The organism is Arthrobacter sp. Cza30 (assembly GCF_059090765.1).
The window spans coordinates 423,834-436,458 of record NZ_JBNHGA010000006.1; the positions used below are offsets into that span (position 1 = coordinate 423,834).

A 12,625-nucleotide genomic window follows, 5' to 3' on the forward strand; every position below is an offset into this window, starting at 1 on the left:
TGCGGACAGACCGTTAGCACTCAACACGTCCAAGTGCTAAGTCTAATACGTCGCCGCCGTTGTTAGCATTGTCGGGCGGCCGTGCCGTGAGGACCACAACCAGCAGAGGACTTAAAGTTTATGAGCAGCTACGGCTGGGGCCCCCAGGATCTCACCGCCCCCAAGGCCCGGGCACTGCGCGAAATCGGCGCCGAACCGGGACTGGTGCTCGAGGACGCACAGAGCGGGTGGGTGGGCGCCGTCGTCCGGGTGGAGAAGTCCGGCGGTGTGCATCTGGTGTCGCTGGAAGACCGCCGGGGCAAGGTCCGCTCGTTTCCGCTGGGTTTCGGCTTCCTGTTCGAGGGCGAGCCGGTGAAGGTAGTGCCGGCGGCGCCCGCGCAGAAGGCACCCGTCCGGCAACGGACGGCCTCCGGTTCGGTCAAGGTCGAGGGACAGCGTGCCAGGGTCGCGCGGGCCAGCCGGATCTGGGTCGAAGGCAAGCATGACGCCGAACTCGTGGAAAAGGTCTGGGGAGACGACCTCCGGGTAGAGGGAATCGTGGTCGAACCCCTGCACGGCGTGGACGATTTGGCGGCGGCCGTGGCGGACTTCTCCCCCGGTCCGCAGCGCAGGCTCGGCATTTTGGTGGACCACCTGGTCCCCAACTCCAAGGAGTGGCGGATAGCCGAGGCCGCCATGGCCGTGCCCGCGGCGGCGGGCAACGTACTGATTGTGGGCCACCCCTACGTCGATGTTTGGCAGGCCATCAAACCGGCGGTCATCGGGCGGTCCGCGTGGCCGGTGGTTCCGCGCGGCACCGATTGGAAGACCGGCATCCTTGCCGGCCTCGGCTGGCCGCACCGGACCCAGATCGACATCGCCGACGGCTGGAAGAGGCTGCTGGGCAGTGTCAACACCTATGCCGACCTGGAGCCCAGCCTCCTGGGCCGGGTGGAAGAAGTCATCGATTTCCTGACCGTGTGAGCCGGTCCCGGCCGGCGCCGGCGCCCGCGGAATGCACCGGGTGACGGGGTGGAACGGCTAGGCTAGGAACAGAAGTGAGCCATCAGAAGATTTTCCGAAGGTAGGTCCAGTGTCCGAGAACTCTGCTCGTAAGCAGCAGCCGGAGCGCAAGTCCGCTCCGCGCCAGCAGTACCAGAGCGCGTCGGCGTCCGCTTTGCCCCTGACCCCTTCGGAGGACCGGCAATGGGCCACCATGGCGCACTTCGGCGGCATCCTGGGCTGCTTCCCGTCGCTGGCGATCTACCTGATCTTCAAGGACCGGGGTCCCTTTACCGCCCAAGAGTCCAAAGAGGCCCTGAACTTCACCGTTCCGCCCACCGTGGTGGCCATCATTGCGAACCTGCTGATCGTCATCCCGGCGGTCAGCGGGCTCTTTGCCGTCATCGCGGCCTCCATCTGGGTTTTCCTCACGGTTTATTCCGTCATTGCCGGCGTCAAGTGCAACCGCGGCGTTCCCTACCGGTACGCCTACAACCTGCGCCTGTTCCGCTAGCCCTGGCATCCCGCTAGCCCTGCCGCTCCGGTAGCCCTGCCGCTCCGCCAGCCTCTTCCGGTAGCCCTGCCGCTCCGCTAGCACTGCCGGCTCCGCCTCCCTCCTACCCTGCCTGCCGCGAGAACCGCTGGCGGGCGGTGTTCATCCCCGCCGCGATCGGCACGTGGGCGGTCGCCGCGGCCAGGCCGAAGCGCGGCATGTCGCTGTAGACACTCTCCCGGCCCCCCGGCACGCTCTCGTAGGTCTCGTGCCAGACGCCCACGTCCCCGCTGCCGGCCGATTCGCGCATGAACCGCCGCCAGGGTTCCAGGTGCGGGGCCGAGCGGTCGGAGGCGAACCGCTGCAAATGTTCCGGGCTCTTCCAGTAGCTGACCATGATCGTGGTCCGCCCGAACCACTGGTGGAAGCCCAGCAGCCCGGCCTCCGGCGAGGACGCCAGGTGCGCCAGCATCGCCGGCATCGCCGACGCGGTGCGGGCCACCCTGCCGACCTTCCACCATCGGTTGGCCCGCATCCCGATGAGGAAGACGGTAACCCGTTCGCCGCCCGGGTCGGCCGTGAACCGTCCTGTGTGTACTTGTTCCGACATGAGCCGATTCCTCTCATAACAGTGTTACAGAACATTGTTATGGAATACTGGGGTCATGGCAAGACCCATAGTCCACGATGATTCGCTGCGCCGCACGCTCCTCGACACTGCCGCGGCCCTGATCGCCCGCGACGGCGCGCCGGCTGTGTCGCTCCGGGCGATCGCGGCGGCGGCCGGGACGTCAACGACGGCGGTGTACTCGCTCTTCGGCGGGAAGGCGGAGCTGCTCACCGCCATCCTCGACGACGGTTTCGCCTCCTTCGCGGCCTCCCAACAGCGCGCCGCTCCCGACGGACTGGAGGCGCTGGGCAGGGCCTATCGGGCGTGGGCCTTGGAGCATCCGGTCCTGTACGGCCTCATGTTCGGCGGTTCATTGGCCAGCCAGGTGCCGTGCCAGCCGACGCCCGGCGCCGCGGAGCCAGCGATCGCGCCGCTGTTTGCCGCCGTCGCCGCCGCCCTGCCCGGGGCATCGGACGACGACGTCGCGTCCATGGTCGGCGTGGTGTGGGGCCAGGTCCACGGGCTCGTCTCGCTGGAGCTGGCGGGCGCCCCGGCGGCCGGGTGGAGCTGGGACTCCGCCTACGAGGCGGCCCTGCACCGGATCGGCCGGTCGCTGGAGGCCGGTGAAGTCAGTCCTCGAGCAGCCGGCGCACCACCGCGTCGGCCAGCAGCCGGCCCTTGAGGGTGAGCCGGATGGTCCCGGCGAAGGCCGCGGCCGGGTCGACCAGGGCGTCGGCGATCAGCCCGGCCACGGCCTTCCGGCCGTTCGGGCCCAGGTCCCGGGTCTGCAGCCCGTCGATGATGCGGGTCTGGAGCATCACGTGTTCCAGCTGGCGGGTGCCGGTGTCCAGCGTTTCGCGGCCGGCTGCCGGAGATACCCCCGTGGCCAGCCGCTGGGCGTAGGCCGCGGGGTGCTTCACGTTCCACCACCGGACGCCGCCCACGTGCGAATGTGCGCCCGGACCGGCTCCCCACCAGTCGTCCCCGCGCCAGTAGGCCAGGTTGTGCCGGCAGCGGTCCTCGGGAGTGCGGGCCCAGTTGCTGACCTCGTACCAGCCGAAGCCTGCCGCGCCGAGCCGCGCGTCGGCGATCTCATACTTGGCGGCATGGTCGTCGTCGTCGATGCCGGGCACTTCGCCGCGCCGGATCTGGGCGGCAAGCTTGGTGCCTTCCTCGACGATCAGGGCGTAGGCGGAGATATGGTCCGGCGTGCAGGCGATCGCGGAGTCGAGGCTGGCTTCCCAGTCCGCGATGGATTCGCCCGGCGTGCCGTAGATCAGGTCGAGGCTGACGTTCAGCCCGGCGTCACGTGCCCACTGCACGGCCTGCGGCACCCGCTCCGGGTCGTGCGTGCGGTCGAGCACCTGCAGGACGTGCGGCACGGCGGACTGCATGCCGAAGGACACCCGGGTGAATCCGGCGTCGGCCAGGATCTCCAGCGACTGCGGCGTCACCGAGTCCGGGTTGGCCTCCGTGGTGACCTCCGCGCCCGGCTCCAAACCCCACAGGCCTGCGGCCCGGCGCAGCATGGACGCCAGGTCCGCCGCCGGCAGCAGGGTGGGCGTGCCGCCCCCAAAGAACACTGTGGACAGCGGCCGCTCCGGCACGCCGGAATCGCGCAAGACCCGCGCGGCCAGCTCCAGCTCCGTGTTCAGGGTGCCCGAGTATTCATCCTGCGACGCGCCGGAACCCAGTTCCTTGGCGGTGTAGGTGTTGAAATCGCAGTAGCCGCAGCGCACCCGGCAGAACGGGATGTGCACATACAGGCAGAACGCGCGGTCCTCCGCGCCGACCGCCGCCTGTGCGGGCAGCAGGCCGTCGGCCGGCGCCGGGTCCCCCACGGGCAGGACGCTAGGCACTGAGGCGCGCCTCCGCCGTCGTCGTTGTTGTCACAAGCACTGCGGAACTACTTCTTTGCCTTGTCCTTGGAGTCATCCGACGACAGCGCGGCGATGAAGGCCTCCTGCGGGACCTCCACGCGGCCGACCATCTTCATCCGCTTCTTGCCTTCCTTCTGCTTCTCCAGCAGCTTGCGCTTACGGGAGATGTCGCCGCCGTAGCACTTGGCCAGCACGTCCTTGCGGATGGCGCGGATGTTTTCGCGCGCGATGATGCGGGAACCGATCGCGGCCTGGATGGGCACCTCGAACTGCTGGCGCGGGATGAGCTCGCGCAGCTTGGAGGTCATCATGACGCCGTAGCTGTAGGCCTTCTCACGGTGCGTGATGGCGCTGAACGCGTCGACCTGTTCGCCCTGCAGCAGGATGTCCACCTTGACCAGGTCGGCCACCTGCTCGCCGTCGGCCTTCCAGTCCAGCGAGGCATAGCCGCGGGTGCGCGACTTGAGGTTGTCGAAGAAGTCGAAGACGATTTCCGCCAGCGGCAGCCGGTAGCGCAGCTCCACCCGGTCCTCGGAGAGGTAGTCCATCCCCTTCATCTCGCCGCGGCGGCCTTGGCAGAGCTCCATGATGGTGCCGACGAACTCGTTGGGCGCGAGGATGGTCGCCGAGACCATCGGCTCGCGAACCTCGGAAACCTTCCCGTCGGGATATTCGCTCGGGTTGGTGACCGTCAGGATCTTCTTGTCCTCCAGCGTGACCTCGTAGACCACGTTGGGGGCCGTGGAGATCAGGTCCAGGTTGAACTCGGCCTCAAGCCGTTCCCGGGTGATTTCCAGGTGCAGCAGCCCGAGGAAGCCGACCCGGAAGCCGAAGCCGAGGGCCGCTGAGGTCTCCGGCTCGTAGATCAGTGCCGCGTCGTTGAGCTTGAGCTTGTCCAGCGCGTCGCGCAGTACCGGGTAGTCCGTCCCGTCGATCGGGTAGAGCCCGGAAAAGACCATGGGCTTGGGGTCTGCGTAGCCGCCGAGGGACTCCGCTGCCGGCTTGAGCAGGTTGGTGACGGTGTCGCCGACCTTGGACTGGCGGACGTCCTTCACGCCAGTGATCAGGTAGCCGACCTCCCCGACGCCCAGGCCGTTGGACGGGGTGGGTTCGGGCGAGCTGACCCCGATCTCGAGCAGCTCGTGGCTGGCCCGGGTGGACATCATCTGGATGCGTTCGCGCGGCGAAAGCTTGCCGTCGACCACGCGGACATACGTGACCACACCGCGGTAGGTGTCGTAGACCGAGTCGAAGATCATCGCGCGGGCCGGTGCGTCCGCGTCGCCCGTCGGGGCCGGCAGGTCGCGCACGATCTTGTCCAGCAGCGCTTCGACGCCCACGCCGGTCTTGCCGGAGACCTTCAGCACGTCTTCGGGATCGCCGCCGATCAGGTTCGCCAGCTCGGCCGCGTACTTTTCCGGCTGCGCGGCCGGCAGGTCGATCTTGTTCAGGACCGGGATGATGGTGAGGTCGTTCTCCATCGCCAGGTAGAGGTTGGCCAGCGTCTGGGCCTCGATGCCCTGGGCCGCGTCCACCAGCAGGACCGCGCCTTCGCAGGCTGCCAGCGACCGGGAAACTTCATAGGTGAAGTCCACGTGGCCCGGGGTGTCGATCATGTTCAGGGCGTAACTGACGTCGTCAAGCTCCCACGGCATGCGCACGGCCTGGGACTTGATGGTGATGCCGCGTTCCCGCTCGATGTCCATCCGGTCCAGGTACTGGGCCTTCATGTCGCGCGGCTGGACCACGCCGGTGAGCTGGAGCATCCGGTCGGCAAGAGTGGACTTGCCGTGGTCGATGTGGGCGATGATGCAAAAGTTCCTGATGATCGCCGGATCGGTGGCGGCAGGCACCGGCGCGGTGCGGGCCATCGGTGACACAGATGGTTCCTTACTCTCAGACAAGCGGGCTACGGCAATGCGGCCGGGTCGACCAGCACGCTGAATTTGCTCAACTATAAGTGTCCCACGCCGGCCCGCGATCCGCGCACCCGGGCGCGTAGCCGGCGAGATCGCTCAGGTGCCGGATCGACGGACCCGCCGCTCTCGCGCAGGTGCCGAACCGGCAGACCTGCCGTTCTCGCGGCCGTGCCGAAACGGCAGACGCGTCGATTTCCCGCCCGTGCCGCCGTCGGTAGCCTAGGGCCATGGCATTTTCCCAACGCGGCCTCAACCGTCTCCTTCGCTCCGCCGTCCGAGCCGTCCGCGGGCTGTCCCGTGCCGGACACTCCGGAGGTTCCACGCCGCGGCGCGGTCCGGTGGCCGGCAGGCAGGGCCGGCCTCCCGGAGGTGTGGCCGGTCCCCGGGGCACGGAAACCGGTCCGGGCTCGGCGTATCCGGGCGACTACCGGGGCACCGGGACCATCAGCTACTCCCCCGAGGCCGACGGCGCGCCGGATCCCGGCGAGATCGTCTGGACGTGGGTGCCGTATGAAGAGGACCACACGCGGGGCAAGGACAGGCCCGTCCTGGTCATCGGCTACCACCGCGGCCGCTTGCTGGCGCTCATGCTGACCACACGGGACCGGAACAACGACGGCCAGCGCGACCGCGACTACCTGGATCTGGGCTCAGGCGCCTGGGACATCCGGGGCCGCCCGAGTGAAGTCAAGCTCGACCGCGTGCTGCAGCTGGAGCCGGATCGGGTCCGGCGCGAAGGAGCGGTGCTGCCGCGGGCCTCGTTCGACGAGGTTGCCCGGGCCATGCGCCGCCGCGGCTGGAGCTGATCGGAGGGGCGGCCGGCGGTCCCGGGCTGTGCACCGGCCGGCCCGCGGCGTGTCGGCCGCCCGCAGGCCCGCCGCCGGGGCGCGGCGTGTCGGTCGCGCGCAGGTCCGCCGCCCTGAGCACGGATCTGCTAACATTTATAGCTGTGTGTCCGCGCAGGTCGACGGGCACCTCGGGCCGGTTGCCATTACGGTACCCCACGCCGCTCAGTCAATGACCGGACCGACTGCCCTCAAAAGACCAAGTTCCTCAACAAAGAGAGTTATTTCGTGGCCAATATCAAGTCCCAGAAGAAGCGCATCCTCACCAACGAGAAGGCACGCCAGCGCAACATCTCGGTTCGGTCCGAGCTGAAGACCGCCATCCGCGCCGTGACCGGTGCCGTCCAGTCCGCTGACCAGGACGCCGCCGCCACCGCCCTGGTTGCCGCTAGCCGGAAGCTCGACAAGGCCGTCAGCAAGGGTGTCATCCACAAGAACAACGCCGCGAACCACAAGTCTTCGCTGGCCAAGAAGGTCAACGCGCTCTAAGCAGCGCGTTCCGGCCGAAAGGCCGACCTAAGCCAAGGCCGGAGGCCGCCACCCGTTCGGGGTGGTGGCCTCCGGCTTTTGTGCGTCCGGCCGTCCGGCTGCAGACGACGGCCCGCCCGGAGGGTACCTTTGGTTGTGTCCGCGGGCGCCGGGGGTCTGCGCGCGCCGTTATCTCGGGCGGGATGGGGCGGGGAAATGAACGGCTCGAATGCCTACCTGCGGTTCGTCGACCGGGTGGGGCGGTCCCCGGCGCTGGACGGGGCGGTCGGAGTGCTGGGCGGGCTGGGCGCTCCCCTGGTCGGAAGGCCTGCGCTCAAACGGTTCTTCAGCGGGGTGGACACAGCCATCCCGCCGCATGCGATCCTGACCGACGCGCCGTTCGGCGCCTGGTTCATGGCCGTGTTCCTCGACTTGTTTGACGACGACGGCGGAGAGCGCCTGGCCGCCCGCCGTCTGGTGGGTGTGGGGGTGCTGGCCGCCCTTCCCACCGCAGTGGCCGGCCTGGCCGAATGGACCACGGCGGACCCGGCCACGCGGCGCATCGGCGTTTTGCATTCAGCGGCAACCTCGGCGGCCACCGTGGTATTCGCCGGCTCGTGGCTGGCCCGCCGGAAGGGACGTCAGGGGCTGGGGATCGGCTTGGCGCGGGCAGGCTCAGCCGTCGCGATCACCGGGGGTTTCCTCGGCGGCTACATGGGCAGCCGGGTCCGGGGGCACGGCGGAAGAGCCAGCGGCGCCTGAGGTTCAGCGGCGCGCGCTGGTGGCGATCAAGGTGACGGCCCGCTCCACGGCATATTCCGGGTCGCGGCCCTCGCCTTTGACCTGGGCATCGGTCTCGGCCAAAACCTGGATGCAGCGGGCCAGGGCATCTGATTCCCACAGCCGCGCGTCCCTGCGGGCCTGGTCAAACTGCCACGGCGCCATGCCCAGATCGCGCGCATTGGCCGACGCGCTCTTGACCTTGGCAATCTGGCGTAGCTTCATGGCCAGCACGGCAACGATCGGCACGGGATCCACCCCGGTAGCCAGGGCGTGCCGGAGGGAAGACAGCGCGGCCGCGCCGCGGCCGGATACGGCCGCATCCGCGACTTTGAATCCGGTGGCCTCGACCCGCCCGCCGTAGTACTTCTCGACCGTCTCTTCGGTGACCGCACTGTCGGCGTCGGAAATCAATTGGGAACAGGCGGCTGCCAGGTCCGGGAGGGACGAGCCGACGGCGGCCACCAGGGCCTGGGCCGCGGCGGGTTCGATGGCCCGGCGGGCCGACTTGAACTCCTGCCTGACGAAGTCCAGTTTTTCGGAGTCCTTCTTCATGGCCTGGCAGTCGACAACGGGGGCGCCGGAAGCCTTGACCGCGTCCAGCAGTTTCTTGCCGCGGGTTCCGCCCCCGTGGTGCAGGACGAGCCAGACGTCCTCGGCCGGTGCCGCCACATAGGCCAGCAGGTCCGTGAGGAACTCGTCGTTCATCTGCGCCAGCGACGACGCCTCGATGAGTTTCGCTTCTCCGAAGAGGCTGGGGCTGGCCAGCATGGTGAGCTCGCCGGTGGTGTAGGCGGAGGCATCGAGCTGGACCAGCTCAAGGTCCGGGTGCTGGCCGCGCAGGAGGCCCCGGATGCGTTCCTTGGCCCGGTGGGCCAAGTACTCTTCCGGACCGCTGACGAGCACGACGGCGGCCGGCTCGACGTCACGCCAGGAGACGGTGACGGCACTCTTCTTGGCGGCCGAAGAGCGGGATCCGGGTGGCGGGTTCACGGCAGTTTCCTCCTTGTTCAGGTCAAGAGTTTCACGATCCGGGCCTTTTGCCCAAAGTAGTTGCCCGCTGCCGCCTGGCCCGGGTCTCCGCTACCCGCTTGGCCCAGTTCTCGTTACCCACCTGGCACAGTTCTCCCCTGCCCGGCCGGCTCGGGCCTCCGCTGCCCGGCTAGCGGTTAGCGCGGACGGACAATTCCCGGTCGCCGACGTCCACGAGGACCGTTCCCAGCTCGTCGGTCCTGAGGGCGTGCGCGCCGGCCGCTTTGAGCGCCGCCAGGATTTCGCCCGCCGGATGGCCGTAATCGTTGCCGGCGCCCACGGAGATCAGGGCCGCGGCCGGACGCAGCGCGGTGATAAGTTCGGTTCCCCCGTTCCGTGCGCCGTGATGGCTGACCTTGAGCACGTCGACGGCGAAGTCCGGTCCCAACCGGCGTATCAGGGCCGGCAATTGCTCCTCCTCCAGGTCGCCGGTCAGCAGCATCCGCGTCGATCCTCCGGCAGGCGACGGCAGCGTGAGGTCGATGACGATGCTCGCGTCGTTTTCGGACAGCCCGCCCCCGCCCTCCACCGGCCAGTGCACCGCCCAGGCAACTGCTCCGGACGAGCCGGAAAGGCCCGCAAAGGCACGCTCGGCCTGCAGCCGCTGGCCCTCAAGCGTGGCCAGCACGGAAGCCGGTGGCGCTGCCTCGGCGCTCGAGTACAGCACCCGCGCTGTCTGCCGTCCCGCAACGGCTCCCGCCAGTCCGCCATAGTGGTCCAAATGCATGTGGGTCAGCACCAGCAGGTCGATCCTTTCCACGTTGAGTCGGTCAAGGCACCGGTCCATGACCTCCGGGTCGGGTCCGGTATCCACCACGATCGCGCTGCCCTCGCCTGTGCGCACCACCAGCCCATCACCCTGTCCGACGTCGCAGGCCGCCACGTCCCACTCCCCCGCCGGTGCCGGCCGCAGCAGCGCACCCGCCAGCGCCCCTGCTGCGAGCCCGGGCAGGGCTGTCCAACAGACCAGCTTGAACAACGTAGGGCGCATGCCGGAAGCGACGCCGCGCCCCCGCAACTCCGACCCGGCGTCGTCGTCGGACCCATGGTGTTGCTCCTGCGGAGCCCGCCGTCTGTCCGCGGCCCGCAGTCCCCACAGGAGCGCCAGACCGGCACCCGCCGCTCCGGCGGCACCCAGCGGGCCACCCGCCCACGGCAGCGCGGCCATGGGCAATTCGGAGAACCAGCGGGCGACCCCTGCGATCCACAAGGTCATCCAGCCCGCGGCATGCAGCACCGCGGCGCCCGGTCCTGGCAACAGCGGCAGCAGTCCCGTCCCGATCATCCCGGTGACCGTGATGAAGGGGACCAGCGGTCCCGCAGCCACGTTGGCGGGGACAGCATACAAGGCCAGTTCGGGCTGGAGCTGGACAATGACCGGGGCACAGAAGACCTGCGCCGCCAGCGGCATGGCGACCGCGTGCGCCAGCGGGACCGGCAGGAAGCGCTGCAGGCGGCGGGAGCACGCGGTCCCCAGCAGCACGAGCGAGAGGGTCGCCAACACCGAGAGCACGAAGCTGTAGCTGGCCGCCAGCCACGGATCGACGATCAGCAACACCAGCACCGCCACGGCCAGGAAGGACAGCGCTGCCCTGCCCCGTCCGCTCAGTACCGCAACCACTCCCAGCGAGCCCATCACCGCCGCCCGCAGCACGCTGGGCTCCGGCCGGACCAGCAGCACGAACCCGGCGAGACCAACAAGGCCCGCAACCGCCTTCGCCCACCGGGGCAGGCGGACCGCCGATCCGAGCAGGTAGATGAAGGCCAGCACATACGAAACATTGGCGCCGCTGACGGTGAGAAGGTGCGTCAACCCGGTACGCCGCATGGCCTCCTCGAGGTCCGCAGCCTGGTGTTCCTTGTCCCCCAGCACCATCCCGGGAAGCAGCCCCCGGGCGTCGGGTGGCAATCCCGCCAGCGCCGCCACGAACTGGCCGCGCAGGGCCGAGACCCACGCGTCCAGGGGTGGTGCCGAGCGCTCCGACGGGGCGGTGGCTGCTATCAGCAGGGCATCGACGGCCTGTCCCGGGACCGCCCGGACGAGCTTGCCGGAGGTCCGCAGCCGCTCGCCGAACCGCACGTGGGACCACTCCGGCCCGCCCAGGACCTGCACCGGCGTGTCGGCCTCGAACCGCACGCGGCCGGCCGTGGCCTCGACGATGGTCGCGGTCAGGTGGAAACGCGGCCCGCTGCCAAACTGCCGCGGCGCCCTGACCTCCGCGGCGTCCCCGGTCGCCACCAGGCGGGCCGTGATGGTCTGCTCGGCGGTGATGGCCGTCCCGATCGGGCCCGCCAGCCGCTTCGCCTGCTGCAGCCCCACCGTCAGGGACAGCAGCCCGGTGCAACTGCACAGCACAACGACGACGGCGATGCCTCCCACGCCGCGGCCCCGAGGCCGGGCGCGGGATTGAGGCGGGTTTCCCTGCTGCCGGGCTCGTGGGTGGTGCCGGCTTCCCTCCCGGGGGGACCTTGGCTGAGGCGGGTCTTCCCGGGGCCGGGTTCGATGGTGGCGTGCCGGCCAGCTGGCCAGCCGAGGCAGGAGCCGGACCGGCCGCAGCGGCAACAGCAAACGGGCGCTCGCTGCACAGGCGGTTCCCAACAGCACGCCCGCGGACAGCAGGGCCACCCCCGGCGGCGCGTGCGGCAGCGCCAGCGCAGCTGCCCAGCATGCCGCCGCAACGAGCCCCAAGCGAAGATCCAAGCGCCGGCCGTCGGCCTCCGCCGCAGCGGCCTCAGCGGCCGCGGGATCTGGCTCGACGTGGCGCAGCAACAGACGGCCCAGGTCGCTGCGCCGGCTGGGCGGCTGTCCTCCCTCATTCTGGTCCGGCCTAACGACAGAAGGACGTCGGGCCGCATCCGCGTACCGCTGCCAGCGCGGCGGCCGGCTCATACCGACACCAGCTCCACCAACGACTCCAGCATGACCGGCCCGATGCCGGGCACTGCATCAAGATCCGACGGCTGCCCGTACGGGCCGTGCTGCTCGCGGAACTCGACAATCCGCGCGGCAAGAACCGGTCCGACCCGGGGCAGCTCAAGGAGCTCCTCGGCCGTCGCCGTATTGATGTTGATCTTGGCAGCCGGACCGCCAGCGGCGCCGCCGCCCTTACTGGCTTCCGCCTCCCCGCCGCCGGAGCCCCCACCGGCACCGCCGCCGCCTCCCGAACCGACCGCCGGTTGTGGCGGCCTGGGCGCATCCGGCGTGGGCACATAGACCTGCTGTCCGTCGGTCAACGGCGCCGCGAGGTTCAGCGCCTCGAGCTGGGCCTTCTTCGTGGCACCCCCGGCCGCGTCAATGGCCTCGAACACCCTTGAGCCGTCGGCCAGCCGGACGATCCCCGGCGAGGCAACGGCCCCGGCCACATGGACGATGATGCCGGGGCCGCCGCCTGCCGGTTCATCCGCGGTCTCCGTACCGTCTTCGCCGGCAGCAGCAGACGGCGCTGCTGGGGGCTCCCCTTCCGATCCCTCGGCGGCAGGCGGACGGGCAGCCGGCGCGGACGCCAGCGGGATGCTCTCCAAGATAGGAGCAGTCGAGCGGCTTACATCGGCGGTGGCCAGCGAAACAAGTCCGTAGCCGAGGCACAGCCCGGCCACCACGAATGCGGCCCCGAGGG

The 12,625-nt window shown here is 69.6% G+C and carries 12 protein-coding genes; 6 read left to right on the plus strand and 6 right to left on the minus strand.

The window, feature by feature from the left end:
• Positions 1-120 precede the first annotated feature (120 nt).
• Both AC5RVZ_RS22635 and AC5RVZ_RS22640 read left to right on the plus strand, forming a co-directional pair.
• Entirely contained in the window at positions 121-963 is an 843-nt protein-coding gene (locus tag AC5RVZ_RS22635) for a DUF3097 domain-containing protein (protein ID WP_494067882.1), read from the plus strand.
• A 109-nt stretch (positions 964-1,072) separates the two neighbouring features.
• Positions 1,073-1,495, plus strand: a complete 423-nt coding sequence (locus tag AC5RVZ_RS22640) for a DUF4870 domain-containing protein (RefSeq protein ID WP_494067883.1) — start codon at positions 1,073-1,075, stop codon at positions 1,493-1,495.
• Positions 1,496-1,598: 103 nt separating this feature from the next.
• Here AC5RVZ_RS22640 and AC5RVZ_RS22645 read toward each other — a convergent pair whose 3' ends face one another.
• Entirely contained in the window at positions 1,599-2,084 is a 486-nt protein-coding gene (locus AC5RVZ_RS22645) for a DUF4188 domain-containing protein (RefSeq protein WP_494067884.1), read from the minus strand.
• Positions 2,085-2,139: 55 nt separating this feature from the next.
• Between AC5RVZ_RS22645 and AC5RVZ_RS22650 the strand changes: the two genes are divergently transcribed.
• Positions 2,140-2,766 (plus strand): TetR-like C-terminal domain-containing protein, encoded by a 627-nt coding sequence (locus tag AC5RVZ_RS22650; RefSeq protein ID WP_494067885.1) that lies wholly within the window; start codon positions 2,140-2,142, stop codon positions 2,764-2,766.
• Here AC5RVZ_RS22650 and hemW read toward each other — a convergent pair.
• Positions 2,714-3,943 (minus strand): radical SAM family heme chaperone HemW, encoded by a 1,230-nt coding sequence (gene hemW / locus AC5RVZ_RS22655; RefSeq protein ID WP_494067886.1) that lies wholly within the window; start codon positions 3,941-3,943, stop codon positions 2,714-2,716. The two genes, AC5RVZ_RS22650 and hemW, sit on opposite strands and share 53 nt — an antisense overlap.
• Before the next feature lie 47 nt (positions 3,944-3,990).
• A complete protein-coding gene (gene lepA / locus AC5RVZ_RS22660) occupies positions 3,991-5,844 on the minus strand; it encodes a translation elongation factor 4 (protein WP_493978550.1) in 1,854 nt (617 codons plus the stop codon).
• Positions 5,845-6,110: 266 nt separating this feature from the next.
• Between lepA and AC5RVZ_RS22665 the strand changes: the two genes are divergently transcribed.
• From AC5RVZ_RS22665 to AC5RVZ_RS22675, 3 genes are all read left to right on the plus strand, one after another.
• Entirely contained in the window at positions 6,111-6,689 is a 579-nt protein-coding gene (locus AC5RVZ_RS22665) for a type II toxin-antitoxin system PemK/MazF family toxin (protein ID WP_494067887.1), read from the plus strand.
• Between the two features lie 267 nt (positions 6,690-6,956).
• On the plus strand, positions 6,957-7,217 hold the full coding sequence (rpsT, locus tag AC5RVZ_RS22670) for a 30S ribosomal protein S20 (protein WP_493978395.1): 261 nt from the start codon (positions 6,957-6,959) through the stop codon (positions 7,215-7,217).
• Positions 7,218-7,412: 195 nt separating this feature from the next.
• The gene (locus tag AC5RVZ_RS22675; protein ID WP_494067888.1) at positions 7,413-7,958 is read left to right on the plus strand and encodes a DUF2231 domain-containing protein; all 546 of its coding nucleotides are present in this window, start codon (positions 7,413-7,415) and stop codon (positions 7,956-7,958) included.
• A 3-nt stretch (positions 7,959-7,961) separates the two neighbouring features.
• Here the strand turns inward: AC5RVZ_RS22675 and holA are convergent, their stop codons facing one another.
• From holA to AC5RVZ_RS22690, 3 genes are all read right to left on the minus strand, one after another.
• Positions 7,962-8,969: a DNA polymerase III subunit delta gene (gene holA / locus AC5RVZ_RS22680; protein WP_494067889.1), complete on the minus strand. Its 1,008-nt coding sequence runs from the start codon at positions 8,967-8,969 to the stop codon at positions 7,962-7,964.
• Positions 8,970-9,138: 169 nt separating this feature from the next.
• A complete protein-coding gene (locus tag AC5RVZ_RS22685; protein WP_494067890.1) occupies positions 9,139-11,388 on the minus strand; it encodes a ComEC/Rec2 family competence protein in 2,250 nt (749 codons plus the stop codon).
• Between the two features lie 506 nt (positions 11,389-11,894).
• Complete coding sequence (locus AC5RVZ_RS22690) at positions 11,895-12,530, minus strand: ComEA family DNA-binding protein (protein WP_494067891.1); 636 nt, start codon at positions 12,528-12,530, stop codon at positions 11,895-11,897.
• Positions 12,531-12,625 lie beyond the last annotated feature (95 nt).